Source organism: Agromyces sp. GXS1127, assembly GCF_050565425.1.
GTDB lineage: Bacteria > Actinomycetota > Actinomycetes > Actinomycetales > Microbacteriaceae > Agromyces.
Window position 1 is genome coordinate 1 of sequence record NZ_JBOCIG010000004.1, and the last position, 26437, is coordinate 26437.

General features: G+C 71.1%; 21 protein-coding genes and 2 tRNA genes. 13 read left to right on the top strand and 10 right to left on the bottom strand.

The genetic code is table 11. The features are described from left to right. The first annotated feature begins 254 nt into the window (after nucleotides 1-254). A complete protein-coding gene (locus tag ACQ393_RS08010; RefSeq protein ID WP_430646312.1) occupies nucleotides 255-1001 on the top strand; it encodes a tyrosine-type recombinase/integrase in 747 nt (248 codons plus the stop codon). Between the two features lie 17 nt (nucleotides 1002-1018). Here the strand turns inward: ACQ393_RS08010 and ACQ393_RS08015 are convergent, their stop codons facing one another. From ACQ393_RS08015 to ACQ393_RS08025, 3 genes are all read right to left on the bottom strand, one after another. Then, nucleotides 1019-2002: a DUF4238 domain-containing protein gene (locus ACQ393_RS08015; RefSeq protein ID WP_430646313.1), complete on the bottom strand. Its 984-nt coding sequence runs from the start codon at nucleotides 2000-2002 to the stop codon at nucleotides 1019-1021. Between the two features lie 150 nt (nucleotides 2003-2152). Further along, a tRNA-Gly gene (locus tag ACQ393_RS08020) sits at nucleotides 2153-2226 on the bottom strand. Between the two features lie 98 nt (nucleotides 2227-2324). Then, nucleotides 2325-6059 (bottom strand): SCO7613 C-terminal domain-containing membrane protein, encoded by a 3735-nt coding sequence (locus tag ACQ393_RS08025; RefSeq protein ID WP_430646314.1) that lies wholly within the window; start codon nucleotides 6057-6059, stop codon nucleotides 2325-2327. 198 nt (nucleotides 6060-6257) lie between these two features. On the opposite strand from ACQ393_RS08025, the gene ACQ393_RS08030 reads away from it, so the two are divergent. From ACQ393_RS08030 to clpX, 6 genes are all read left to right on the top strand, one after another. Next, nucleotides 6258-6332, top strand: a tRNA-Pro gene (locus ACQ393_RS08030). Nucleotides 6333-6384: 52 nt separating this feature from the next. Beyond that, on the top strand, nucleotides 6385-7857 hold the full coding sequence (gene tig, locus ACQ393_RS08035) for a trigger factor (RefSeq protein WP_430646315.1): 1473 nt from the start codon (nucleotides 6385-6387) through the stop codon (nucleotides 7855-7857). A 92-nt stretch (nucleotides 7858-7949) separates the two neighbouring features. Further along, a complete protein-coding gene (locus ACQ393_RS08040; RefSeq protein ID WP_430646316.1) occupies nucleotides 7950-8456 on the top strand; it encodes a tetratricopeptide repeat protein in 507 nt (168 codons plus the stop codon). Between the two features lie 107 nt (nucleotides 8457-8563). Then, nucleotides 8564-9154, top strand: a complete 591-nt coding sequence (locus ACQ393_RS08045) for an ATP-dependent Clp protease proteolytic subunit (RefSeq protein ID WP_430646317.1) — start codon at nucleotides 8564-8566, stop codon at nucleotides 9152-9154. A 19-nt stretch (nucleotides 9155-9173) separates the two neighbouring features. Further along, nucleotides 9174-9845, top strand: coding sequence for an ATP-dependent Clp protease proteolytic subunit (locus tag ACQ393_RS08050; RefSeq protein WP_430646318.1), 672 nt, complete (start codon nucleotides 9174-9176; stop codon nucleotides 9843-9845). A 140-nt stretch (nucleotides 9846-9985) separates the two neighbouring features. Continuing rightward, nucleotides 9986-11263, top strand: a complete 1278-nt coding sequence (gene clpX, locus ACQ393_RS08055; RefSeq protein WP_430646319.1) for an ATP-dependent Clp protease ATP-binding subunit ClpX — start codon at nucleotides 9986-9988, stop codon at nucleotides 11261-11263. Nucleotides 11264-11392: 129 nt separating this feature from the next. Here clpX and sepH read toward each other — a convergent pair whose 3' ends face one another. Continuing rightward, nucleotides 11393-12571 carry a septation protein SepH gene (gene sepH, locus ACQ393_RS08060; RefSeq protein ID WP_430646320.1) on the bottom strand — a complete coding sequence of 393 codons (1179 nt, stop codon included), beginning with the start codon at nucleotides 12569-12571 and terminating at the stop codon, nucleotides 11393-11395. A gap of 194 nt (nucleotides 12572-12765) precedes the next feature. On the opposite strand from sepH, the gene ACQ393_RS08065 reads away from it, so the two are divergent. Then, complete coding sequence (locus ACQ393_RS08065) at nucleotides 12766-13059, top strand: DUF4193 domain-containing protein (protein WP_155052155.1); 294 nt, start codon at nucleotides 12766-12768, stop codon at nucleotides 13057-13059. Here ACQ393_RS08065 and ACQ393_RS08070 read toward each other — a convergent pair. Next, nucleotides 13056-13520: a DUF3093 domain-containing protein gene (locus ACQ393_RS08070; protein WP_430646321.1), complete on the bottom strand. Its 465-nt coding sequence runs from the start codon at nucleotides 13518-13520 to the stop codon at nucleotides 13056-13058. The genes ACQ393_RS08065 and ACQ393_RS08070 overlap by 4 nt on opposite strands. Before the next feature lie 38 nt (nucleotides 13521-13558). Here ACQ393_RS08070 and dut point away from each other — a divergent pair, with 38 nt between their 5' ends. The 5 genes from dut (at nucleotide 13559) to dxs (ending at nucleotide 20495) form a co-directional block, all read left to right on the top strand. Beyond that, nucleotides 13559-14017 carry a dUTP diphosphatase gene (gene dut, locus ACQ393_RS08075; protein ID WP_430646322.1) on the top strand — a complete coding sequence of 153 codons (459 nt, stop codon included), beginning with the start codon at nucleotides 13559-13561 and terminating at the stop codon, nucleotides 14015-14017. Then, nucleotides 14014-14634, top strand: a complete 621-nt coding sequence (locus ACQ393_RS08080; protein ID WP_430646323.1) for a DUF3710 domain-containing protein — start codon at nucleotides 14014-14016, stop codon at nucleotides 14632-14634. Before dut ends, ACQ393_RS08080 begins: the two co-directional genes overlap by 4 nt. Further along, nucleotides 14631-15434, top strand: coding sequence for a DUF3159 domain-containing protein (locus ACQ393_RS08085; protein WP_430646324.1), 804 nt, complete (start codon nucleotides 14631-14633; stop codon nucleotides 15432-15434). The genes ACQ393_RS08080 and ACQ393_RS08085 overlap by 4 nt, the downstream gene beginning before the upstream one ends. A 158-nt stretch (nucleotides 15435-15592) precedes the next feature. Further along, entirely contained in the window at nucleotides 15593-18421 is a 2829-nt protein-coding gene (locus ACQ393_RS08090) for an aconitate hydratase (RefSeq protein WP_430646325.1), read from the top strand. A gap of 130 nt (nucleotides 18422-18551) precedes the next feature. Further along, nucleotides 18552-20495, top strand: a complete 1944-nt coding sequence (dxs, locus tag ACQ393_RS08095; RefSeq protein WP_430646326.1) for a 1-deoxy-D-xylulose-5-phosphate synthase — start codon at nucleotides 18552-18554, stop codon at nucleotides 20493-20495. Nucleotides 20496-20551: 56 nt separating this feature from the next. On the opposite strand, the gene ACQ393_RS08100 is transcribed toward dxs, so the two are convergent. The 5 genes from ACQ393_RS08100 to ACQ393_RS08120 all read right to left on the bottom strand — a co-directional run bounded on the left by ACQ393_RS08100 (nucleotide 20552) and on the right by ACQ393_RS08120 (nucleotide 26361). Beyond that, nucleotides 20552-21082, bottom strand: coding sequence for a dihydrofolate reductase family protein (locus tag ACQ393_RS08100; protein ID WP_430646327.1), 531 nt, complete (start codon nucleotides 21080-21082; stop codon nucleotides 20552-20554). A gap of 61 nt (nucleotides 21083-21143) precedes the next feature. Further along, complete coding sequence (locus ACQ393_RS08105) at nucleotides 21144-23282, bottom strand: 3-hydroxyacyl-CoA dehydrogenase NAD-binding domain-containing protein (protein ID WP_430646328.1); 2139 nt, start codon at nucleotides 23280-23282, stop codon at nucleotides 21144-21146. Nucleotides 23283-23293: 11 nt separating this feature from the next. Then, nucleotides 23294-24502 carry a thiolase family protein gene (locus ACQ393_RS08110; protein ID WP_430646329.1) on the bottom strand — a complete coding sequence of 403 codons (1209 nt, stop codon included), beginning with the start codon at nucleotides 24500-24502 and terminating at the stop codon, nucleotides 23294-23296. 79 nt (nucleotides 24503-24581) lie between these two features. Next, nucleotides 24582-25778 carry a ribonuclease D gene (locus ACQ393_RS08115; RefSeq protein WP_430646330.1) on the bottom strand — a complete coding sequence of 399 codons (1197 nt, stop codon included), beginning with the start codon at nucleotides 25776-25778 and terminating at the stop codon, nucleotides 24582-24584. After that, complete coding sequence (locus ACQ393_RS08120; RefSeq protein ID WP_430646331.1) at nucleotides 25771-26361, bottom strand: DUF3000 domain-containing protein; 591 nt, start codon at nucleotides 26359-26361, stop codon at nucleotides 25771-25773. The genes ACQ393_RS08115 and ACQ393_RS08120 overlap by 8 nt, the downstream gene beginning before the upstream one ends. Nucleotides 26362-26437 lie beyond the last annotated feature (76 nt).

Consider the following 26437-nt stretch of genomic DNA (forward strand, 5'->3'; position numbering starts at 1 on the left):
CACAGACCGGTAACAACAACACCAGGGGGTCAAGATTCAGACGACGAAAAGGGGTCAGAATTCAGCCGACGTTGACAAGGCTCGCGCCCCGCACGCGCGTCCTCTATGAGGACCTCCTACACCGGCACCTGGAGCCCCTCGCAACCATGCCGCTAAGTGCCATCACGCCGCCCGTCGTGCGCTCTTGGTACTCGCGGACACGGAAGGGGCTCCAGGCCTCCTCGAAGGCGCGTGGCGGCACTGGGGAGACGGCCGTGCGGCAGGCGTACGCCCTCCTCCGCTCCATCCTCGCCACGGCAGTCACGGACGGTCTGATCCCGGCGAACCCCTGCCAGATCAAAGGGGCCGGGGTCGCCTCCGCCCCCGAGCGGCCCTACATGGCCCCCGACGTGCTGTCCGCCATCGTGGACTGGATGCCTGAGCGGTACCACCTGCCCATGCAGGCCATGTTCGGCGGGCACCTGCGCCTCGGTGAACTCGTCGCTCTGGAACGTAGCGACTACGCCGATGGCATGCTCCGGGTAGAGCGTCAGGTCGCCATCGTGCGCGGCGTGCCCACGGTGACGCCGACCAAGACCGGGGAGGAGCGCGTTGTCGCACTCCCCGGCACCCTCGCCGCGATGATCGAGGACCACTTGGCCCGCACGACCGGCTTCCCCAAGTCGCCCATGTTCACCCGGCCGGACGGTACGGCGCTCACCCACACAGGCATCCAGCAGGCGTGGGCGAAGGCGCGCAAGGCGGCCGGGCATCCCCAGTTCCACGTGCACGACGTGCGACACGCGGGCCTCACCCTCGCCGCGCAGGCTGGGGCGACGCGCGAACTCATGGCTCGTGCAGGGCACCGCACCACGGCGGCGGCGATGACGTATCAGCACGTGGCGGAGGAGCGGAACGCGCTCGTAGCGGACCGAATGGACGCCCTCGCGGGCGCAGCGTTCGCTGGGCCACGGCGAGCGCGCCTCGAGGCGGTACTCCGGGTGGAGATTCCAGGGGTGTAGGGGACTCTCGGACGGACCTATCGGAGGCCGAACGCCTCACCTGTGAACGGCAGGCGGCGGCCTCCCGGTCCAACCGGGATGTGGTGGGTAGCCCACCGACCATTCACTGTGAACCGCTCCTCCAGCACGGGATACATGAGCGCCGACTGGGGCGCGAATCCCTGCGCTCCGGGGGCGGGAAGCCGCGGGGAACGGGATGCGTCGATCATGGGTAAGTGGTCCGGATGCATGTATATGTAGCGGTCCGCGGCGGCGTAGATGGCATCGACGAAAGCGAGCCCGACGCCGTCCATCGTGAGCCGGTGGTCGTATCGCTTGGCCGGGTCGTCCTCCACCATCTGCAGGTCGGGCATAAGGATGAATCGATGCGGATCGAGCGGAAACACAACGTCCCATGTGAGAGCGGCACCCACCTGATCCTGGTCGTCGTGAGCGTTCAAGATCACAACCGGACAGTCCGAAGTTGGAAGACATGCGCTGCTGAATCCGAGGCCCCACGGGCGGGCGTAGAGCGCCCGTGCAACTTCTTCGAGCGTGGACGCTATGTAGCGGGCGTGCGTCGTCGCGAGGTCAGGAGGAGTCGCACCAGGAATCGTGAACGACTCGCGCGCGTCCCAGGCTTCGAGACGCTTGCGCTGCCGAGTGGTGCGGACGATCTGCGCGGCCATGAACCGCGCGAGCGAGCCTCTCATCCGTGGGGGGAGGGGCCAAGCCTCTGAGAGCGCGTAGCGGGGGTCATCGAGGAGCGCCCGAAACACCGGGGCGACGTCACTTTCGAGATCGCCGAAGAACGCCTCCAGGTCGCGGCTCTCTTCGCCGTTGAAGTCCTCGAACGTATAGAAGTTGCCGACCGCCGCAACGTTCCGGATGTTGGCCGGGAACACCTTGTCCGGGGAAGCGACATCCGCGGCCCTGGTGAACCATTCCTTCGGAGGAGTGCCCGGTCCAGGGACTGCGAACCGCCGCAGGTGAACCTTCGGGACGTGGTGATCGTTCGGCATCTGGCCCCTTCGTAGGTGTCCGATACCTGCTCATTCAAGCCGTCGCCACCGACGCTAGTGGCACGTGGCTGGCACGAACTGCATCCGGAGGGGTGAGAGGCCGCGAGGCGGTGGGGGAGCGAATCGCCGCCTGACCTGGGAATTAGGCTGTGGAGGGGATGACGGGAATCGAACCCGCACCATCAGTTTGGAAGACTGAGGCTCTACCATTGAGCTACATCCCCGAGCGCCCGCGAGCGGGCACCCGATCATCGTACACGTCGCCGGGCTCGTGTCCGTGCACGACGCGTGGGTCGCACGCGGCAGACCGGCCGACGGGCCATCAGCGCAGCGCGCCGATGCTCCGCAGGACGCCGCGCGCCAGGCGCAGCTGTCGTTCGTACGTCGCCGCCATCGCGATGAGCAGCGCGCCCGCGATCCCGAGCCACAGCCACCACCAGACCGCCTCGTAGAGGCGCGTGATCCAGGGCCAGAGCTGCGCGACGGCGTGCACGAGCAGCACGCCGCCAGCCAGGAGCAGCGGCGCCTGCAACCGGAGCACCGCGCCGGCGACGACGATCGCGACCGCGGCCACGCCGAGCGCGACGAGCCGCCAGAGCTCCGGGTCGGCCCAGTCGGCGATGAGCGCGGGGACGAGGAGCACGGCCAGCCCGGGGCCCAGCGTCGGCCAGCTGCCGAGGTCCGGCGAACGGCCGAGGCGGACGGCGCCGGCGACGACGAGTGCTGCGGCGACGGGCACGGTCACCAGGTCGAACGGCTCGGCCGCTGCGGAGCCGAGCGCGAGCCCGCCGGCGATGACAGCGACGGCGAGGGTGGTCCAGCCCAGCACGGGCCCGGCGAACGGTCGGGCACGGGTGGCGGTGGCGACCACGTGGAGTGCGCCGAGCAGGACCAGGAGCGCGACCGTGCGGACGTCGGCTTCCCGGCCCCCGGCGATCGCGAGCGTGGTCGGCACTGCGGCGGCCGCGACGGACGCGGCGAACGCCGCCTCGGCGACGCCCGCCGGCTCGACGCGGTCCCGGACCCAGAGCACCGTGGCCGCGAGTCCGATCGCCAGGGCGATCGACGGCCAGAACTCGACCGGCAGGTCGCCCGGGCGCCCGGTGGCGACCGCTGAGCCGCGAACGAGCGCCGCGCCCGTCGCGGCCACCCAGCCGGTGCCGACGACGAGCATCCGGACGGGGACGCCGCGCGCGAGGACGGGCGTGAAGCTCCCGGCGATCACGAGCACGGCGCCGGCCGCGACGAGCACGAGCGTGCGCAGTTCCGAGCCGCCCGCCAGGGCGACGGTCGGGAGGACGGCCACGCCTGCCGAGGCCGCGAGGAGCGCGGTTCGCCCGGCGGCCGTCGAGTCGGGCGACGGTCGCCGCCAGACGAGGAGCCCGGCCGACAGGAGCAGTCCCGCGGCGAGCGGGAGCGTGTAGGCCTCGACGTCGTCCACGCCGTGATCGCCCGACCACGCCCAGACCGTCCCGACGCCGAGCGCGAGCGAGCCCCACGACGCGTGGACGGCCGGGGAGTCGTCCCCGATCGGATCGCCGAACAGCGCGGCGGTGAGCACGGGAACCGGGGTCAGCAGCAGGAGCACGATCCAGGCCTCGTCGGCGGGCGCGGCTCCCGACAGTCCGACGACGACGGCGACCATCGCCACGGCGCCCGTCGCGACGCTCCACGTCCGTCTCACGATCGGCTCCGCGGGCAACGCGACCGGCGCGACGCCGGCCGCCGCGAGGGCGGCGGCCGAGAGCCCGACCGCGGAGTGCCCGCCGCCGAGGGCCGTGCTCAGGCCGGCACCGGCGAACACCGCGGCGAGCGGAACGCCCGCGGCGAACAGCACCCTCATGGGCAGGAGCTCCGAGCGCACCCAGACGAGCCCGATGCCGGCGAGGGCGATCGTGGGCGCCCACGCCCAGGGCGTGACGGACATGACGGCGAGCCAGGCCGTCGCGATCATCGCACCCGAGAACGACGCCGCGCCGGCCGTGAGACGGTCGTCGACCGGGAGTCGTCGCGCGGCGGCGAGGAGCCCCAGGGCGAGCGTCGCCACCGTGGCGGTGAGGAATGCGGGGTCGTTCCAGGGCGTCGGTACCGTCATGCCGGAGGCGTCGGCAACGCTCGGGTAGGCGACGGCGGCGAGCATCGCCACGAGCGAGGCGGCGAGCACGTGCAGCACCCGTGCCGCCGGCGCCGCCGCCCGGGCGACGCGGTCGACGACGACGCGCCCGGCGATCGCCGACGCGAACACGGCCGGCACCGCCCACCACCAGAGGCTGGTCGCCGCCTGGGAGAGCAACCACGCCAGGGCGGCCGCCGGGATTCCGCCGGCAGCGAGGGCGGGCACCGCGCCCCGGATGCGGCGCACCGACGCGATCGCGGCGGCCGACAGTGCCGCAGCGGCGACCACGAGCAGGCCGGCGACCGCGCCGACCACCGTCGGCATGAGCACCGCGGCCGCGAGTACGGTCGCGACCCCGGCCGCGACCGCCCACCCCGCGAGGCGGCGCAGGCGGCCCGACAGCGCGAGGACGGCGATCAGCTCGAGGGTCGCGATGCCGAGTGCGAGCACGGCACCCGCGGTTTCGCCGGGCAGGTCCCGTGGCGCGGTCGCCTCCGTCGCCCGCGCCATCACGTCCGACACGAGGCCGCCGAGGCCGAGGATGGCGACGACGATCGCGGGGAGGGTCGTGACGGCCGCCACCGCGCCCGCGGTGACGAGGGCGGGGAGCGTGTCGCCTCGCACCGCGTCGATCCTCGTCGTCGCCGCGAGGGCGCACGCCATGAGCGCGGCGAGCGCGGGCGCCATCCACACGGCGGTCGCCGGGTCCAGCTCGAGCGCGACCCCCAGCACGAGGGCGAGCGGGAGGCCGAGGCCGATCGCGACGGACGCCAGCACGCGCCATCCGCTCGGCCCCGCGGCGGACGACGGCGATGCGACGAGGACGACGCCCCAGACGGCCGAGACCGCGAGGAAGGCCCAGAACGTTCCGAGATCCGCGGACGGGATCGCCCACGCCGCGGAGGCGAGGGCGATCGCACCGCCGGCGAAGCCGAAGGTCCGCACGACGGTCCGCTCGACCTCGGGACGGATGAACCGGGATGCCGCGCCGACGAGGGCGAGCGCCGTCCCGCCGAGCCACAGTCCGGTCGCGACCTCGTCGTCGGGTGCGAGGGCGACGCCGCCGACGAAGACGCCCGCGGGCGCGAGCGCCGATGCGGCGAGCACGGGCACCCGCAGGCGACCGAGGACTCCGGCGCCCGCGAGCACCGCAGCCACGACGATCAGCGCGACGCCCCAGTACGCCGTCGCGTCGGCCCTCTCCGTGCCGAAGAGGCCGTTCGCCTGGATGATCCAGGCATCCAGCACGAGGAGCACCGCGCCGACGGCGGACACGCCCTCGGCGGTGCCGGGGAGGCGCCGCGTTCGCAGGAACCACGCGAGGGCGAGGACGATGACGCTGACCGCGGCGGTGATGAGCGAACGCATCTCGAGGTCGGCGACGACGAACGCGAAGAAGAGGAAGACCATCGCGGCGACCGACAGCAGCACGACCCCGAGCGTCAGGAGCAGCAGCTGCACGCCGGAGCGGCGGGGTGCCGCGGGCGCGCCCGGTTCCACTGGCTGGTCGGGACCGACCGGGGGCCGGCCTGCAGTCGGCGGATCGGACGGGGGTGTCGGTGCTGCCGTCGGCCGGATCGGGCCCGTCGGCGCCGGCCCGGGCGCCGGCGGGGTCGCGACCGGTTGGCCCACGGGCGGCGCGATCGGCACCTCGATCGAGGACACGGCGTCCGTCGTCACGGTCGCGGCGCCGAGCGTCGCCTGCTCCGTCCGCATCCGCGTGATGATGGCCTGCCGGTCGGCCTCCGCCGCGCGCACGCGCACGCCGGCGCCGAGCAGGTCGGTCGCCGCGGCGACGTCGAGCCGGAGCCCGCAGACGTCGCACGTGACATCGAGCAGCCTCGAGAAGCAGGCGGGACAGAGCGTGGTGTCGACGAGCTGGGCCGGGTCGCTCGGCCATCGACGCAGATCGGGCGCGGCGGGGCGCGTCGGGTCGGTCATGCGCTCACTCTGGCATCGGGCCGGAGCCGGGCACCAGAGGCGCCTGCCCTGAGCGCGTCCTCCACAGGGAGCGCGGACGGGTCAGGGCGACGCTTCGGGCGCACCGCGGCGCGTGCAGTAGACTTTCCCGGGTCCATCCGCGCTTCGAACGTGCTCACGCGCGCCGTCGCGGCGGACCGGCGAGTCAAGCCGGCGACTCGGGGCGTAGCTCAGCTTGGCTAGAGCGCCCGCTTTGGGAGCGGGAGGTCGCAGGTTCGAATCCTGTCGCCCCGACGAGTCGCATCGGCTCGACCACGTACTTCCACCAAACAGGAGAATCTTCCCCATGCCGACCACTTCGGTTGAGAAGCTGAGCCCGACGCGCGCCAAGCTCACCATCTCGGTGACGCCCGAGGAGCTGAAGCCCAGCATCGCCCACGCCTACGAGCACATCGCCGAGCAGATCAACGTGCCCGGCTTCCGCAAGGGCAAGGTGCCCGCGCCCGTCATCGACCAGCGCGTCGGCAAGGGCGCCGTCCTCGAGCACGCGGTCAACGAGGGCCTCGACGGCTTCTACCGTGCCGCGGTGACCGAGCACGAGCTCCGTCCGCTCGGCCGCCCGTCGGCCGACATCGTCGAGTGGCCGAACGAGAAGGACTTCTCGGGCGACCTGCTCCTCTCCATCGAGGTCGACGTCCGCCCCGAGATCGAGCTGCCCGACTACGCCGGCCTCGAGCTGACCGTGGACTCGGTCGAGGTCGCTGACGACGAGGTCACCGCCGAGCTCGAGCGCCTCCGCAGCCGCTTCGGCACGCTCATCACGGTCGACCGTCCGGCCAAGACCGGCGACTTCGTGACCCTCGACCTCGTCGCGAAGATCGAGGAGACCGAGGTCGACACCGCGAGCGGCGTCTCCTACGAGCTCGGCTCGGGCGAGCTGCTCGAGGGCATCGACGAGGCGCTCGACTCGCTCACCGCCGGTGAGACGACCACGTTCTCCTCGAAGCTGCTCGGCGGCGACCACGAGGGCGAGACCGCCGAGATCACCGTGACCGTCACGGCGGTCAAGGAGCGCGAGCTCCCCGAGGCCGACGACGACTTCGCGCAGATCGCGAGCGAGTTCGACACGCTCGACGAGCTGACCGCGAGCCTGAAGGACCAGGTCGCGAAGAACAAGTCGTTCGGCCAGGGCACCCAGGCGCGCGACCTCCTCGTCGACAAGCTGCTCGAGCTCGTCGAGGTCCCCGTCGCCGACAGCGTCATCGAGGACGAGGTGCACCGTCACCTCGAGTCCGAGGGGCGTCTGGAGGACGACGAGCACCGCACCGAGGTCACCGAGGCGAGCACCAAGGCCTTCAAGACCCAGATCGTGCTCGACGCGATCGCCGAGGCCGAGAAGGTCCAGGTCAGCCAGGAGGAGCTCACGCAGTACCTCGTCCAGGGTGCCGCCCAGTACGGCATGGACCCGAACGAGTTCGTGCAGGTCCTGAGCCAGAACGGCCAGATCCCCGCGATGGTCGGCGAGGTCGCGCGCAACAAGGCGCTCGCGATCGCGCTCGGCAAGGCGAAGGTCGCGGACGCCTCGGGCAACGCGGTCGACCTGTCCGAGTTCACCGCGGTCGCGGGCGACGAGGAGGCCGCCGGGGAGGCGCCCGCCGAGGCCGCCGACGAGGCTCCGGCCGAGGAGAAGAAGCCGGCACGCAAGCGGTCGACGAAGAAGGCCGCCGACGAGACCCCGGCCGAGGCCGCCGACGAGGCGCCCGCCGAGGAGAAGAAGCCGGCACGCAAGCGCACCACGAAGAAGGCCGACGCCGAGTAGTCGACGGTCGGGACGAGCGGGGTCGGGCAGCACTGCCCGGCCCCGTCGTCGTCTCCGGACGTCGGGTGCATCGGATGATTCGAGGAGGAACGGTGGACGACTGGCAGCGACGGATCGACGAGGTCTGGAACGCGGCATCCGAGCTCGGGGAGCGCGAGGTGATCGTGCGCATCGACGCCCTCGTCGGCGAGCTGCCGGGCGACGACCCGCGCGGGCCGTTCGAGGCTGCGGGCGCCCGCGATTCGGCGGGCCTCGAGGAGGAGGCCGAGCCGCGCTACCGCCGCGCGCTCGAACTCGGCCTGACGGGGCGCGCCCGCATCGAGGCGCACATCCAGCTCGCGTCGACGGTCCGCAACCTCGGACGCCCCGAGGAGTCCCTCGCGCTGCTCGACGCCGTCGACGGCGAGGCCGGCGACCTCGCCGACGCGGTCGCGGCGTTCCGGGCCCTCGCGCTCGCGTCGACCGGTGCGACGGATGCCGCGGCATCCGTCGCCCTCGTCGCGCTCGCACCGCACCTCACGCAGTACCGGCGCGCGGTCGACGCCTACGCGCGCGAACTCGTCGCACCGCCGGAGGACGAGCCGCGCACCGGCGCCTGACGACCGGCGCCGCGGCGCGGCATCCGCCGACGGCGAACAGCCCGGTTCCCGCGTGTTGCACCGGATAGATTCGAGACAACGAAGGCAACGGAAACGGAGCGAAATCCATGGCCGAACCGACACTGCAGCCCAGTGTGTTCGATCGACTGCTGAAGGACCGCATCATCTGGCTCGGCTCCGAGGTGCGCGACGACAACGCGAACGAGATCGCCGCGAAGCTGCTGCTCCTCGCCGCAGAAGATCCGAAGAAGGACATCTACCTCTACATCAACTCGCCCGGCGGGTCGATCACGGCGGGCATGGCCATCTACGACACCATGCAGTTCGTCCCGAACGACATCGTCACGGTCGGCATCGGCATGGCGGCCTCGATGGGGCAGCTGCTGCTCACCGCGGGCACGAAGGGCAAGCGCTACATCACCCCCAACGCGCGCGTGCTGCTGCACCAGCCGCACGGCGGCTTCGGCGGCACCGCGAGCGACATCCAGACGCAGGCGCAGCTCATCCTCGACATGAAGAAGCGACTCGCCGAGATCACCGCGGCGCAGACCGGCAAGAGCGTCGAGCAGATCAACCGCGACGGCGACCGCGACCGTTGGTTCTCCGCGCAGGAGGCGCTCGAGTACGGCTTCGTCGACCACATCCGCGAGTCGGCGCTCGATGTCTCGGGCGGCGGCGGGACCGACCAGGCTGCGTAGGAAGAGAGAGACAGTGAGCATGAACATCCCCGCCTTCGGCGGCACCGCCTTCTCGGGTGGCCGGCAGGCCCCGGGCTCGCGCTACATCCTGCCGAGCTTCGAGGAGCGCACGGCCTACGGCTACAAGCGGCAGGATCCGTACGCGAAGCTCTTCGAGGACCGGATCATCTTCCTCGGCGTGCAGGTCGACGACGCGTCGGCCGACGACATCATGGCGCAGCTCCTCGTCCTCGAGTCGATGGACCCCGACCGCGACATCATGATGTACATCAACTCGCCCGGCGGATCGTTCACCGCGATGACCGCCATCTACGACACGATGCAGTACATCCGGCCGCAGATCCAGACGGTGGTGCTCGGCCAGGCCGCGTCGGCTGCGGCGGTCATCGCCGCGGCGGGAACGCCCGGCCGCCGGCTCGCGCTGCCGAACGCGCGCGTGCTGATCCACCAGCCGGCGATGGGCGAGGCCGGCCACGGCCAGGCGTCCGACATCGAGATCCAGGCCGCCGAGATCCTGCGCATGCGCACCTGGTTGGAGGAGACGCTGTCGCGTCACTCGAACCGCACCATGGAGCAGGTGAACGCCGACATCGATCGCGACAAGATCCTGTCCGCCGAGGAGGCCCGCGAGTACGGCCTCATCGACCAGGTGCTCTCGTCGCGGAAGACGCTGCCGGCCCTCAGCCGCTAGTCGTGACGGACTCACGAGGGGCGGGTGCGGATGACGCATCCGCCCCTCGTCATGTCGTTTCCGCCAAACCGCGGCGGATCGGCCCCGAGCGGCCGACGTCGGGCTAGGCTCGGAACAGACTCGGTTCGAGGGAGGAAGCGATGGCACGCATCGGGGAGAGCGCCGACCTCTTGAAGTGCTCCTTCTGCGGGAAGAGCCAGAAGCAGGTGCAGCAGCTCATCGCCGGGCCCGGCGTGTACATCTGCGACGAGTGCGTCGAACTCTGCAACGAGATCATCGAGGAGCGACTCGCCGAGGCGGGCGAGCCCGAGTCGGGCGAGTTCGAGCTGCCGAAGCCCAAGGAGATCTTCGCCTTCCTCGAGGAGTACGTCATCGGACAGGAGGCGGCCAAGCGAGCCCTCGCCGTCGCGGTCTACAACCACTACAAGCGCGTGCGCGCCAAGGCGGCGATCACGCCGGCCGACCGCGCGCACGACGACGTCGAGATCGCGAAGTCCAACATCCTCCTCATCGGCCCGACGGGCTGCGGCAAGACCTACCTCGCCCAGACCCTCGCGAAGCAGCTGAACGTGCCGTTCGCGGTGGCCGATGCCACGGCGCTCACCGAGGCGGGCTACGTCGGCGAGGACGTCGAGAACATCCTCCTGAAGCTCATCCAGGCCGCCGACTACGACGTCAAGCGTGCCGAGACCGGCATCATCTACATCGACGAGGTCGACAAGATCGCCCGCAAGGCCGAGAACCCGTCGATCACGCGCGACGTCTCCGGCGAGGGCGTGCAGCAGGCGCTCCTGAAGATCCTCGAGGGGACCGTGGCATCCGTGCCCCCGCAGGGCGGGCGCAAGCATCCGCACCAGGAGTTCATCCAGATCGACACCACGAACGTGCTGTTCATCGTGGCGGGCGCCTTCGCGGGCCTGGAGGAGATCATCTCCTCGCGCGCGGGCAAGCGCGGCATCGGCTTCGGCGCCCCGCTGCACTCCAAGCAGGATGAAGCGGAGCTCTTCAGCGAGGTCCTCCCGGAGGACCTGCACAAGTTCGGGCTGATCCCCGAGTTCATCGGTCGCCTCCCGGTCGTCGCGACCGTGACGCCGCTCGACCGGGCGGCGCTCATGGAGATCCTCACCGAGCCGCGCAACGCGCTCGTGAAGCAGTACCAGCGCATGTTCGAGCTCGACGGCGTGCAACTCGACTTCGACCATGCCGCGCTCGAGGCGATCGCCGACCTCGCCGTGCTCCGCCAGACCGGGGCCCGCGGACTCCGGGCGATCATGGAGGAGGTGCTCGGACCGATCATGTTCGAGGTGCCGTCCTCGACCGGCGTGGCCCGGGTCGTCGTGACCAAGGAGACGGTGATCGACAACGCGGCACCGACGATCGTGCCGTCGAAGCCGCGTCGCGCCGAGAAGTCCGCCTGACCCGCTGCCGGCCGCGACGCGTCGAGCGTCGTCACCGGCGTGATTCTCGCCGACGGTGCGGCAGGCGCGGCGGCGCGTCGAGCGCCTCCAATGCGTCCGGCGCGGCCGGCGCGGCCGGCGGTGGATCGCCTACGCCAGATCGTCGTCGCTTCGCGCGCCGAAGACGATCTCGTCCCAGCTCGGCATCGCGGCGCGACCCTTCTTCTGCCGACTCGCCGCCTGGCCCGACTTGCCGCCCCAGAGGGCCCGCGCGGCCGCACCGGCTCGCTGCTGCACCTCGTCGTCGTCGTCCGTCGGGGCGTCGGCATCCGCGTGCCCATCGGCCGTCGAACCCTCCGATGCGGGCCGGGCGGCGGGCGTCGCCGGAGCGCTCGGTGCGATCGGCGCCGGCGTGAGCCGCTCGGCTGCGGGCCCGACCTCGCGCTCCCCACGGCGACGGCGGAGCGCCTCGAGCAGGTCCGCGGTCTCGCCCGTCGGGGGCGCGGGCTCATCCGCGCGCTTGATCGCGGCACGCGCCACCGCTGCGCTCGAGGCCGACGTCGCGCTCGAGGCGGTCGTCGCGGACGGCGACGGGCTCGAGCCGCTCGGCGCCGGCGCGGGCGCCGAACGCGACAGGCTCAGCTCGGGCTGGGGGGCCGTGTCGTCGTCCGCCGTGTCGTTGGCGTCGAAGGTGAACGCGCCGCTGTCGAACCGCGACGCCTCGTCGGCGGGCGAGGAGGAGGAGACCGCGCGCAGGCGCGGGATCATCCCGCCGCGCACCTCGCCCTGCTTGGAGAGGGTCGTCGCGTCGGCGTTCTGCGGGTGCAGTGCCTGCTTGCGGGGTTCGAACGACCAGCGGGCGTCGTGGTCGATGCCGTCGGCGGTGAACTCGAGCTTGACCATCCAGCCGCGCTCCTCGTCCTTCCAGCTCGCCCAGCGTTCGCCGTGCGCGCCGAGTCCGGCGAGCCGCTCGCGCACCATCGTGCCGAACGAGGTGGGCTCGTCCCCCTCGGCGACCTCGGCGTGGGTCGGCACCGCGAGGGCGGACGTGACCATGTGTTCGCGTTCGGCGATCACCGGTCCCTCGAATCGTCGGATGTACTCCACCGACGCGCCCGTGAGTTCGGCGACCTCCTCGGCCGAGAGGCCCGAGCGGATGTGCGCCTGCACTTCGCGCGGCGACAGCTTCGGCCCCGTGTGCGTCTCCGGCACCGCCTGGCGGATGCGCGACTGCAGCACCTCGTCGACCTCGATCCGGAAACGCGCCCCGTCGTCGGAGGCCGCGATGAGAGCGCCGCTCTCGACCCCGATCACCTTGAGTTCCTGCATGGCGAGAAGCCCTTCCGTGCCCTTGATCTCCGCCCAAGGATGCCACGCGCCATCCTCGGCCGCTGGGAATACGCCGGGCGTGCCGTGAGTTGTGCATTCCACCGGATCGGATGGCAGATCGATGGTTTGCTTACGCACTTGATTTCGTGCAGACTATGCCCGCCGAATCCTCGGCAATGGAAAAAAGGATGGGAATGGCAACGGATTACGACGCGCCGCGGAAGACCGACGACGACTCCGAGTCGATCGAGGCCCTCAAGGAGCGCGTGCCCGACAAGATGTCGGGAAGCGTCGACGTCGAGGACGCCGACAACCCCGGCAGCTTCGACCTGGCGGGAGCCGACCTGTCCGACGTCGAGCTCGACGTCGTCGTGCTGCCGCCGCAGGCGGACGAGTTCACCTGCGTCAGCTGCTTCCTCGTGAAGCACCGCTCGCAGATCGACCACGAGACGAAGCTCGGGCCGATCTGCCTGGAGTGCGCCGCCTAGGCAGGCTCCCCACCGACACGAGGCCGTCGCGATCCGTTGATCGCGGCGGCCATTTCGTGCGGATGGCGTGTCGAGACGAGCCAGTACGGCGCCGGGTCAGCGGCATCCGTGATCGGGACCCGGACGACGTCCCTGATCCAGCCCCGGATCACGAGGTGTGCGCGGACGTCGAGGCCGGTGCCCCGCTCGGTGCGGGCGGCCTCGCCCTCCGCGGGGATCGCCTCGCCGGTGAGCGAAAGCGGGACCTCCGCGCGACCGGCGCGGAGCCGCCCGTCGGCCACCTCGATCACGGGCGAGGTGAGGGTGAGGGAGCCCGCGACCGCGACGTAGAGGATGACGCCCGTCGCGATCCCCGCCGGCAGCGACACCGGGGCGAGCACGAGGATGCTCGCGGGGATGAGGAGCAGGCTGGTGAGGTAGATCCAGGGCGTCGGCCAGAGCCGTTCGCGGTAGTCGGGCATGGCACTATCCCACCAGACTTCTGCACTACCCTCGAACGGTGACCGATTCCGTCGATGTGCTGATCACGGCCGACCAGGTCCCCTCCTACGCCCATCCGGGCGATGCCGGGGCCGACCTCCACGCCGCCGAGCCCGTGGTGCTCGAGCCCGGGGAGCGCGCCACCGTCGGCACGGGCGTGGCGATCGCCCTGCCCGACGGCTACGTCGCCTTCGTGGTCCCGCGATCGGGTCTGGCGTTCAAGCACGGGATCACGATCGTGAACGCGCCGGGGACCGTCGACGCGGGCTACCGGGGCGAGATCAAGGTCGCACTGCTGAACACCGACGCCCGCGAGCCGTACCGGATCGAGGCCGGCGACCGGATCGCCCAGTTGGTGGTCATGCCGGTGAGCCGCGCGCGGTTCGTCGAGGTCGAGAAGCTGCCCGGGAGCCTTCGCGGCGAAGGCGGATTCGGGTCCACCGGATTCCGGGCGAACCAGTCAGGAGCACGCGCGTGAGCGACATCGAGAACGTCGACGACATCCCCGTCGACCACCCCAAGTCCGCCCCCGACGACCGGGCCACCAACGGCCCGCTCGACGAGTCCGAGGCGAACCCGGTCCGCCCGTACGTCGACCTCGGCGGCGTGAAGGTCCTGCCCCGGGAGGGACTGCACCTGCGCCTCGAGGTGGAGGAGGGCACGAAGCGCGTGGTCGCCGTCGGCCTCGACTACGCCAGCTCGACGCTGCAGGTCCAGCCGTTCTCCGCTCCTCGCTCGAGTGGCCTGTGGCACGAGATCCGCGGGCAGATCGCCGACCAGATCGCGCGCCAGGGCGGCACGACGCAGGTCCGCGAAGGCACGTTCGGCCCTGAACTGCTCGCGCAGATCCCCGTGACCACCGCCGACGGCCAGGCCGGCCAGATGCGCCTCGCGCGCTTCATCGGCGTCGACGGTCCCCGATGGTTCCTCCGCGGCGTCATCGCGGGCGAGGCCGCGGCCGACCCGACGGCGGCGGCGAAGGTCGAGGAGCTCTTCCGGTCGATCGTCGTCGTGCGCGGCAACACGCCCATGCCGCCGCGCGACCTGATCCCGCTGCGGATGCCCGCGCCGTCGTCGGGCGGTCAGCCCGCGTGAGCGAGGACCGCTCCGCCGACCGCACCGGCCGTGAGCGCGACGCCGAGGCGGCCGGCCCGATGGACGCCGAGGCGGCGCGGCCCGTGAACGGCGTCTCGGCCGGCGAGTCGGATGCCGCGGGCGGCGAGTTCGGCCGGCAGCTCGCCGCCGCTGCCGAGAAGTCCGGTCTCGGCCGGATCGCGCGCGACGAGACGCTGACGCCCGCCGACCTCGTCGGTGCGCTCGGCGGCCTCCGCGGCCTCGCCGAGGCCATCCTGCCGGGCCTCGTGTTCCTCGTCGTCTTCACGTTCACCCGCGAGCTCGGTTGGGCGCTCGGCGCCTCGCTCGGCCTCGCGATCCTCTTCACCGCCGTTCGGCTGTTCACGCGCAGTCAGCCGACGCAGGCGGTCGCGGGCCTCATCGGCGTCGCGGCATCCGCTGCGCTGTCGCTCTGGACCGGGCGCGCCGAGGACAACTACGTCATCGGCTTCTACACCAACGCCGCCTACGCCGTCGCCATCCTCATCTCGCTGCTCGTCCGCTGGCCGCTGGTCGGGCTCATCGTCGGCTTCCTCATGGGCGACGGCACCGCGTGGCGCGAGGAGCGCCGGAAGTACCGCGCGATGCAGTTCCTGACGCTCGTGTGGCTGGGGATGTTCGTCGCTCGACTGGTCGTCCAGGTTCCGTTCTACTTCGCGGGCAACGTCGAGGCGCTCGGCGCGACGCGCCTGCTCATGGGCGTGCCGCTGTACGCCCTCCTGCTCGTGTTCTCGTGGCTGGTCGTGCGCGCGGTGTACCCGGCGAAGCCCGCCGCCGAGTGATACAGTTATCTCGACATCAAGATAAATCGCGTGTGCGGTCCGCGGCCTGTCGGCCGATGACGCCCGTGGGCTAGCCTTGCTGGGGCGACCGTCGGCGCATCGCGGCGGGCGACGCCGGGAACGGTCGCGACCGCGGCATCCGCGAAGGAGAGGACATCGTGTCTGCAGTGAACAGTTTCGGGGCGAAGGACGCGCTCCAGGTCGGGGACACCTCCTATGAGATCTACCGGATCGAGACCGTCCCGGGGTACGAAAAGCTTCCGTTCAGCCTGAAGGTGCTGCTGGAGAACCTGCTGCGCACCGAGGACGGCGCGAACGTCACCAAGGAGCAGATCGAGGCCCTCGGCTCGTGGGACCCGAATGCCGAGCCCGACACCGAGATCCAGTTCACGCCGGCGCGCGTCGTGATGCAGGATTTCACCGGCGTCCCCTGCATCGTGGACCTCGCCACCATGCGCGAGGCGGTCACCGCGCTCGGCGGCGACCCGAACCGGATCAACCCCCTCTCGCCGGCCGAGATGGTGATCGACCACTCGGTCATCGCCGACCTCTTCGGCACCGAGAACGCGCTCGAGCGCAACGTCGAGATCGAGTACGAGCGCAACGGCGAGCGGTACCAGTTCCTCCGCTGGGGGCAGACCGCGTTCGACGACTTCAAGGTCGTCCCGCCCGGCACCGGCATCGTCCACCAGGTGAACATCGAGCACCTCGCCAAGGTCGTCTACGACCGCTCGGTCGACGGCGTCCTCCGCGCCTACCCCGACACCTGCGTCGGCACCGACTCGCACACCACGATGGTCAACGGCCTCGGCGTCCTCGGCTGGGGCGTCGGCGGCATCGAGGCCGAAGCGGCCATGCTCGGCCAGCCCGTGTCGATGCTCATCCCGCGGGTCGTCGGCTTCAAGCTGTCCGGCGAGATCCCGGCGGGCGTGACGGCGACCGACGTCGTGCTCACGATCACCGACATGCTCCGCAAGCACGGCGTCGTCGGCAAGTTCGTCGAGTTCTACGGCGAGGGCGTCGCCTCCGTGCCGCTCGCCAACCGCGCCACCATCGGCAACATGAGCCCCGAGTTCGGCTCGACCGCCGCGATCTTCCCGATCGACGACGTCACGCTCGAGTACCTGCGGCTGACGGGTCGCGACGAGCAGACCGTCGCCCTCGTCGAGGCCTACGCGAAGGAGCAGAGCCTCTGGCACGACGCCGCGAACGAGCCCGCGTTCAGCGAGTACCTCGAGCTCGACCTCGGCACGGTCGTCCCGTCCATCGCCGGTCCGAAGCGCCCGCAGGACCGCATCCTGCTCTCCAACGCCAAGGAGCAGTTCAACGCCGACCTCACCAACTACGCCGACGCCGACCACGACCTCGTCGACCTGACGATCTCCGAGTCGTTCCCCGCGTCCGACCCGCCCGGATTCACCCCGGAGGACGAGCACAGCCACCACGAGCACCACCACCACTCGCACGCGCCGCACACGGTGTCCAAGCCGACCCCGGTGACGCTCGCCGACGGGCCGTCGTTCACGCTGAACCACGGCGCGGTCGCGCTCGCGGCGATCACCTCGTGCACCAACACCTCCAACCCGTCCGTCATGATCGCGGCGGGCCTGCTCGCCAAGAAGGCGCTCGACAAGGGCCTGACGTCCAAGCCGTGGGTCAAGACCACGCTCGGCCCGGGCTCGAAGGTCGTCACCGACTACTACGAGAAGTCGGGTCTCGACACGGCGCTCGAGGGCCTCGGCTTCTACACGGTCGGCTACGGCTGCACCATCTGCATCGGCAACTCGGGCCCCCTCATCGAGGAGGTTTCGACGGCGATCAACGACAACGACCTCGCCGTGACCGCCGTGCTCTCGGGCAACCGCAACTTCGAGGGGCGGATCAGCCCCGACGTGAAGATGAACTACCTCGCGTCGCCGCCGCTCGTCGTGGCGTACGCACTGGCCGGGTCGATGAACTTCGACTTCGAGTCCGACCCGCTCGGCACGGACCCGGAGGGCAACGACGTGTTCCTGAAGGACGTCTGGCCCGCGCCGGAGGAGGTCCAGGAGATCATCGACTCCTCGATCTCGCGAGAGCAGTTCATCAAGCAGTACGCCACCGTGTTCGACGGCGACGAGCGCTGGAAGAGCCTGCCGACCCCCGCCGGTCCGGTCTTCGAGTGGGATGCCTCGTCGACGTACGTGCGCAAGGCGCCCTACTTCGACGGCATGTCGATGGACCTCACCCCCGTGGCCGACATCACCGGCGCTCGCGTCATGGCGACCCTCGGCGACTCGGTGACGACCGACCACATCAGCCCGGCGGGCAACATCAAGGCCGGCACGCCGGCCGCCCAGTACCTCACCGAGCACGGCGTCGCCCAGAAGGACTTCAACTCCTACGGCTCGCGGCGAGGCAACCACGAGGTGATGATCCGCGGCACGTTCGCGAACATCCGGCTGAAGAACGAGCTGGTCGCCGCCGTCAACGACGGTCAGATCGTCGAGGGCGGGTACACGCGCGACTTCACCCGGACCGGCGGCCCTCAGTCGTTCATCTACGACGCGTGCATGAACTACCAGGCGCAGGGCACCCCCCTCGTGGTGTTCGGCGGCAAGGAGTACGGCTCGGGCTCCTCGCGCGACTGGGCGGCGAAGGGCACCAACCTGCTCGGCGTCAAGGCCGTCATCACCGAGAGCTTCGAGCGCATCCACCGCTCGAACCTCATCGGCATGGGCGTCGTGCCGCTGCAGTTCCCCGCCGGCGAGAGCTGGAAGTCGCTCGGCCTCGACGGCACCGAGGTCATCTCGATCACCGGTCTCGAGCAACTGAACGAGGGCGTCACGCCGAAGACCGTGCGCGTCACGGCCGAGCCCAGCGAGTTCTCGCCCGAGGGCAAGCAGACGGTCGAGTTCGACGCGGTCGTCCGCATCGACACGCCCGGTGAGGCCGACTACTACCGCAACGGCGGCATCCTGCAGTACGTGCTGCGCAGCCTCGTCTGACGACGCGGTGCGACGGGGGCGGCGTGCTTCGGCTCGCCGCCCCCGATCTCTGCCCGGGCTCTCAGGTCGCCCGGCGTACACTCGAACGAAACCCGGGCGCACGGCGCCCTCGCACCCGGAGGCACGACGGATGAGGCTGCTCGACACGATCCGCGGACCGCGCGACCTCGATGCGCTGACCGATGAGCAGGTCGAGGACCTCGCCCGTGAGATCCGCGAGGTGCTCGTCGCCGACGTGTCGAAGACCGGCGGCCACCTCGGCCCGAACCTCGGCGTCGTCGAGCTCACGCTCGCCATCCACCGCGTGTTCGATTCGCCACGCGATCCGATCATCTTCGACACCGGCCACCAGTCGTACGTGCACAAGCTGCTGACCGGTCGCACGGACTTCTCGACCCTGCGTCAGACGGGCGGACTCGCGGGGTACCCGCAGCGCTCGGAGTCGGAGCACGACGTCGTCGAGAGCTCCCACGCGTCGAGCTCGCTGTCCTGGGCCGACGGCATCTCCAAGGCGTTCGAGATGACCGGCCAGGGCGATCGTCACGTCGTCGCCGTGGTCGGCGACGGCGCGCTGACGGGCGGTATGACGTGGGAGGCGCTCAACAACATCTCCGACGACAACACCCGCAACCTCGTCGTCGTCGTCAACGACAACGGGCGCTCGTACGCCCCGACGATCGGCGGGATGGCGCGCTTCCTCAACTCGGTGCGGACCAAGCAGACGTATCGTTCGCTGCACCTCAAGAGCCGTCGCGCCTTCGACCGCCTGGGCTCGCCCGGTCGTGCGATCTACCGCGGGGTGCGGGGCGGACTGCACGGCTTCCTCAGCCGGTTCAGCGGCAACGAGGCGCTGTACTCCAACCTCGACATCAAGTACATCGGCCCGATCGACGGTCACGACGAGCGAGCCCTCGAGGAGGCGCTTCGTCAGGCCAAGGACTACGGCGCGCCCGTCATCGTCCACGCGATCACCGAGAAGGGACGCGGCTACGAGCCCGCGCGCCGCGACGCCGCCGACCAGTTCCATGCGGTCGGCCAGATCGACCCCGAGACGGGCGAGTCGCTCGAGACCGCCTCGGCGCCGTCGTGGACGAGCGTCTTCGCCGACGAGCTCGTCAGCCTGGCGGAGCGCGACGAGCGCCTCGTGGGCATCACCGCGGCGATGCTGCGACCGACCGGCCTCCACCGCATGGCCGAGCGCTTCCCGAACCGGGTCTTCGACGTCGGCATCGCCGAGCAGCACGCGGTCACGTCGGCCGCCGGCCTCGCCTTCGGCGGCCTGCACCCGGTCGTCGCGGTCTACGCGACCTTCATCAACCGGGCGTTCGACCAGGTGCTCATGGATGTCGCGCTGCACCGGGCCGGCGTCACGTTCGTGCTCGACCGCGCCGGCGTCACCGGTCCCGACGGGCCCAGCCATCACGGCGTGTGGGACCTGTCGATCCTCCAGGTCGTGCCCGGCATCCGCATCGCGGCACCGCGCGACTCCGTGCGGCTCGCCGAGGAGCTCGCTGAGGCCGTCCGGGTGGGCGACGCGCCCACCGTGCTCCGGTTCCCGAAGGGGACCGTCGGGACCGAGTACGACGCGGTCCGCCGCACGCACGACGGCGTCGACGTGCTCAGCGAGTCGGAGCGTCGCGACGTCCTGATCGTCACGGTCGGGCCGATGGCCGGCATCGGGCTCGAGGTGGCGCGCCGGCTCGAGGCGCAGGGCATCGGTGCGACGGTCGTCGACCCGCGCTGGGTCGTGCCCGTGCCCGAGAGCGTCGTCTCGCTCGCGGGGGAGTACCGCATCGTCGTGAGCATCGAGGACGGTATCCGGGTCGGCGGCATCGGCACCCGCATCCGCCAGGACCTGCGCGAGGCGGGCGTCGACACGGCGGTCACCGAGATCGGCCTCCCCGACGAGTTCCTCGACCACGGCTCGCGGGGCGACATCCTCGAGCGCGTCGGACTCACCCCCCAGCACATCGCGCGGGACGTCACCGCCATGGTGCTCGGCAGCAAGCTGCCGCATGCCCGCAACGCGGGCGTCGACGTGCCGTCGGACACGGGCGCGCAGCCGCGCGTCTGATCGGCGCTCGGGTGCGTGCGAGCCGGACCGACCGGCGGGCGGCGAGCACCCTCCGCTCAGCCGATGCGGTACACGTGCTCGACCGCGTCGCCGAGCCGGGTGACGCCGGTGAGCGTCAGGACCGGCGTGACCTCGGCGACCGGCAGCAGCGGACGCCCGCGCCCCAGCGCGACGGGCATGTAGGTCACGAGGAGTTCGTGGAGCCGCTCCGCGGCGAGGAACTGCGCGGCCACCGGCCCGCCGCCGATGATCCAGACGTTCCGCTCGCCGGCGGCCGACGCCGCGGCCTCGGCCACCGCGCCGACCTCTCCTGAGGCGAAGCGGATGTCGGCCCCGTCGGGCACCTCGAGGGTCCGGTGCGTCAGGACCCACGTCGGCAGGTCGCCGTACGGCCACTCGCCGCCCTCGCGCAGCAACCACTCATAGGTGGTCGCGCCGAGCACCAGGGCGCCGACCGACGCGAAGAACCGCTCGTAGTGTTCGCTGTAGTCGGCCATGCCGAACTGGAGGAGCCATTCGAGTCCGTCGTGCTCGTCGGCGATGAATCCGTCGATCGTCGAGGCGACGTAGTACTGGAAGCGTGTCACGCGCCCGAGCATACGAGCGGCCCCCGACATCGTCGGGGGCCGCTCGGCCAACGGTGGCGACTCAGGCGTCGACGCCCCGGATGGGCGGGTGGTGGAAGGTGTCGCCGAACACCCGTTCCGACGCGCCCACGCGGTCGAGGTACGGCGTCAGTCCGCCCATCTGGAACGGGAAGCCCGCTCCGAGGACCATGCAGAGATCGATGTCCTCCGCCGCCGCGACGACCTCGTCGTCGAGCATGAGCTTCGTCTCGCGAGCCAGGCCGTCCTGCAGGCGGGTGAGGATCTCGTCGGGCGTCGCCGGGTTCGAGCCGCCCGACACGATCTTCAGGGCGCCCTTGTCGAAGCCCTTGACCTTGCCCCTGTCGTCCTTGTCCAGCAGCTTGCCGTAGTCCGCCAGCTTGTGGAGGTTCTCCGAACGGTAGAACCGGTCGGGGAACGCCGCGTGATGGGTGTCGAGCACGTGCGCGCCGACCTTGAGCCCGACGAGGTCGAGCAGCACCGACGGAGCCATCGGGAGTCCGAGCGGCGCCATGGCCTCGTCGACCGTCTCGAACGAGGTGCCCTCGTCGACCGCGCGCATCGCCTCGCCGAGCAGCACCGCGAGGAGGCGGTTCACGACGAAGCCGGGAGTGTCGGCCGTGATGACGGCGTTCTTCTTGAGCTTCGCGGCGGTCACCATGGCGGTCGACAGTGTCGCGTCATCCGTCTTCGTCGTCTTCACGACCTCGATGAGCGGCATCACCGCGACCGGCGTGAAGAAGTGGAAGCCGACGACGCGCTCCGGGTGCTCGAGCTTCGCGCCGATCTGCTCGACCGAGAGCGACGACGTGTTCGTCGCGAGCACGGCCTCGGGGGAGACGATCTGCTCGATCTCGGCGAAGACGTCCTGCTTGATCGAGAGCTCCTCGAAGACGGCCTCGATGACCCAGTCGCAGTCGGCGAACTCGGACTTGTCGGTCGTGCCGCGCACGAGTGCCTTGAGGCGGTTCGCCTCGTCGGGCGAGATGCGGCCCTTGCCGAGGAGCGCGTCGATCTCGCCGGTGATGGAGGCGACGCCCTTGTCCACGCGGTCCTGGTCGAGGTCGGTGATGACCACGGGGACCTGCAGGCGACGGAGGAAGAGCAGCGCGAACTGGCTGGCCATGTACCCGGCGCCGAGGACCCCGACCTTCGTCACCGGCTTCGCGAGCGCCTTGTCGGGCGCACCCGCCGGGCGCTTGGCCCGCTTCTGCACGAGGTTGAAGGCGTACATCGAGGCGTGGAACTGGTCGCCCGACACCAGGTCGGCGAGCATCTCGTCCTCGCGCTCGAAGCCCTCGGCACGGGTGCCGGACTTGGCGGCCTTCAGGAGCTCGAGCGCCGCGTAGGGCGACCGGGGGACGGTGCCGATGCGGCTCTGCAGCATCTTCTTCGCGATGCCGATCGCCGCGTCCCACTTGACCAGGCGTTCGACCTTGCCGGGCTCGTTGGGCCGCTTGACCTTCACGCGGCCGGAGATCACGTCGTCGGCCCACCGGATCGAGTCCTCGAGGTAGTTCACCGACGGGAACATGACGTCGGCGATGCCGAGCTCGAGCACCTCGGGCGCCTTGATGGTGCGGTTCTGCTTGAGCGGGTTCTCGACGACGATCTTCAGCGCGTGCTCGATGCCGATGAGGTTCGGCAGCAGCGTCGCGCCGCCCCAGCCGGGGATCATGCCGAGGAACACCTCGGGGAGCGCGAGCGCCGGGAGCGACGCGTCGACCGTGCGGTAGTCGGCGTGCAGCCCGATCTCGACGCCGCCGCCGAGCGCGAGGCCGTTGATGAACGCGAACGAGGGCACGCCCACCGTCGCGAGCCTGCCGAGCGCGTGGTGGCCGAGCTGCGCGATGCGCAGCGCCGCCTCGCGGTTCGGCAGCTGCGACACCTTCGAGAGGTCCGCGCCCGCGGCGAGGATGAACGGCTTGCCGGTCACGGCGACGGCGTGGATCTCGCCGGCGGCCGCGCGCGCGGCGAGTCCGTCGAGCGCCGCGGCGTACTCCAGCAGCGTGTTCGGCCCGAGCGTGTTCGGCCGGGTGTGGTCGCGTCCGTTGTCGAGCGTCACGAGCGCGAGCGTGCGTCCCTCCGACAGCGGGACGTCGCGCACGTACGAGTGCGTGACGACCTCGTCGTCGAACATGCCGGCGAGCTCGCTGAAGTCGATCTTCGTGTAGTCGGTCATCGTCGCTTCCCTCAGGCCTTCTTCGCGGCCTTGCGCGAGTAGTTCGGGTTCTCCCAGATCATGGTTCCGCCCTGGCCGAGGCCCACGCACATGGTCGTGATGCCGTACCGGACGTCGGGGCGCTCGGCGAACTGGCTGGCGAGCTGGTTCATGAGGCGGACGCCCGACGAGGCGAGGGGGTGGCCGACGGCGATCGCGCCGCCCCACGGGTTCACGCGCGGGTCGTCGTCGTCGATGCCGTAGTGGTCGAGCAGCGAGAGCACCTGCACGGCGAACGCCTCGTTGACCTCGAGCAGGCCGATGTCGTCCATCGTGAGGCCGGCGAGGCGCAGGGCCTTCTCGGTCGCGGGGACGGGGCCGATGCCCATGATCTCGGGGTCGACGCCGGCGAAGGCGTAGCTCACGAGCTTCATCTTGACGTTCAGCCCGAACTCCTTCGCCGCGTCGCCGCTCGCGAGAAGTGCGGCGGTCGCGCCGTCGTTGAGGCCGGACGCGTTGCCCGCCGTCACGCGGCCGTGCGGCCGGAACGGGGTCTTCAGACCAGCGAGGCCCTCCATGGTCGTCTCGGGACGCATGACCTCGTCGCGCGTCGCGAGGCCCCAGCCCTCCGCCGTGCGGATGGCGACCGGGACGAGGTCCTGCTGGATCTTGCCGGCCTCGTACGCGGCGGCGGTCCGCTGCTGGCTGCCGAGTGCGTAGCGGTCGGCCCGCTCCTTGGTCAGGTGCGGGAAGCGATCGTGGATGCGCTCGGCGGTCGCGCCCATGACGAGCGCGTCCTCCGACACCATCCGCTCGGCGACGAACCGGGGGTTCGGGTCCACGCCCGAGCCCATGGGGTGGTGGCCCATGTGCTCGACACCGCCGCCGATCGCGAGACGGTACTGGCCGTAGCCGATCGACCCGGCGAGCATGGCGACCGAGGTCATCGCTCCGGCGCACATGCGGTCGATCGCGAAGCCGGGCACCGACTTCGGCAGGCCCGCGAGGATCGCGGCGCTGCGGCCGATCGTGAGTCCCTGGTCGCCGGTCTGCGTCGTGGCGGCGATGGCCACGTCGTCGATCTGGTCCTTCGGCGCGTTCGGGTTGCGCTCGAGGAGCCCCACGATCGCCTTCACCACGAGGTCATCGGCCCGGGTGTTCCAGTACATGCCCTTTTCGCCGGCCTTGCCGAAGGGGGTACGGACCCCGTCGACGAACACGACGTCAGCTCGTTCAGCCACGCTGCAGCTCCCTTTCGAATGGAGGATCACCCCGATCCTAGGAACGCCCGTCGCACGCGCCGGAATCGGTTGCCGGTTCCTACGAAGCCTCGTGGGAGGCGTCTTCGAGCGATTGTGCCGCCTGCACAAAGGCAGCGGCGATTATCTGTGAGGTAGCCTCAACCTGCCAGGGGCGGGCACCGAGCTCCTCGAGCGAGGCCGCGATGGCGTCCGGCGTCGGTTCGGCGGGGGGCCGCCACGCGAGGCGCCGCAGGTGATCGGGCGTCAGCAGGTTCTCGACCGGCATGCCGTGCTCCTCGGCCACGTCGCCGACCGCGGCCTTGGCGAGCCGGAGCCGTGCGTCGGCCTCGGGATTGCGGGACGCCCACGCCCGCGGAGGCGGGGGAGCGTCGCTCGGCACGCGGGCGGCGGGCGGCGGGGCGGTCCTGGCCTCCTCGATCGCCGCCCACCAGCGGTCGATCTCCGTCCGGCTCGCGCGACCGTTGAACGACTTGAGGTCGGCCAGGGCGCGCTTGGACTCGGGGAGGGTCTTCGCGACCGCGAGGATCGAGGCGTCCGGAACCAGCCGCCCCGGGGCGACATCCGTCTCCGCCGCGAGGGCGTCGCGGGCGTGCCACAGGGCTCGCGCGACCGCGAGGTTGCGCGGCGACCTGAGGGCGTGGATGCCGCTGAGTCGCCGCCACGGCTCGGCGGCGGCCGGCTTCGCCGCACGGTGCACGGTGGCGTCGAACTCCTGCCGTGCGATCTCCTCCTTGCCGTCGTCGACGAGGCGTTCGGCGAGGCGGTCGCGCACGTCGACGAGGAGTTCGACGTCGAGCGCGGCGTAGTGCAGCCAGGACTGGGGGAGCGGCCGGGTCGACCAGTCGGCGGCCGAGTGCTCCTTGGCGAGGCGGATGTCGAGGAGTTCCTCGACCACGGAGGCGAGGCCGACCCGGGGCATCCCGAGCAGTCGCGCGGCGAGCTCGGTGTCGAAGATCCCGGTCGGGTCGAGCCCGACCTCGCGGAGGCACGCGAGATCCTGGCTGGCCGCGTGCAGCACCCACTCCTCGTGGCGGATGACCGCCTGCAGGCTCGAGAAGTCGCCGATGGTCGTCGGGTCGAAGAGGAACGTGCCCGCGTCGCGGCGGAACATCTGGATCAGGTACGCGCGCTGGGAGTAGCGGAAGCCGCTCGCCCGCTCGGCATCGACCGCGACCGGACCCACGCCTCCGGCGATGGCCTCGACGGCGGCGTCGTAGCCCTCGCGGGAGTCGATCACGTGGTACTCGTCAGCCACGTCTCCTCCTCCGTGTGGGAAGGGCCGTCACCCCCTCCGAGCTCGGAGGCAGGCCGGCCAGCATGCACAGCAACTCACCCCACCCTTCCACATGCGGTGCGATCACGGCGTCGAGCGGAGTCCAGGACGCGCGGAGCTCGAGCTCCGCGCCGTCGCCCTGGCGGGCGAGCTCGCCGTACCCGGTCGAGAGGATCTTCGTCACCGTGCCGGAGGCGGCGACGTAGCGCGCGCCGCGCGCGTCGAGCGCGTCGACGAGCCACGACCACGCGACATCCGCCAGGAACGGGTCGACGCCGATGTCGGTCTCGAGCGGCGCCTGCGCGAAGCACACGACGCGGAATCGGCCGCCCCACGACTCGGGTTCGGTGGGGTCGTACAGGAGGACGAACCTGCCGGTACCGAGCTCGGAATCCTGGGCGTGGCGCCCGGGGACGAGGTCGGCCGCGAGCGCGACGGCCCACGGGGCGAGCGATGAGGGCGCGGCGATCTCCGACACGCGCAGTTCGGCCCGCGGTGTCGCTGCCCGCAGCGACTCCAGCGCTGCGGCGAACTCAGGGGGAGGCGTGGTCGCCGAGTCGGACACGTGAGCAGACTAGAGTCTCGATCACGGGGGCCGTGGGCGGCGCGCCGAGTCGGCGCCGGGACCCCGCACGACCCCG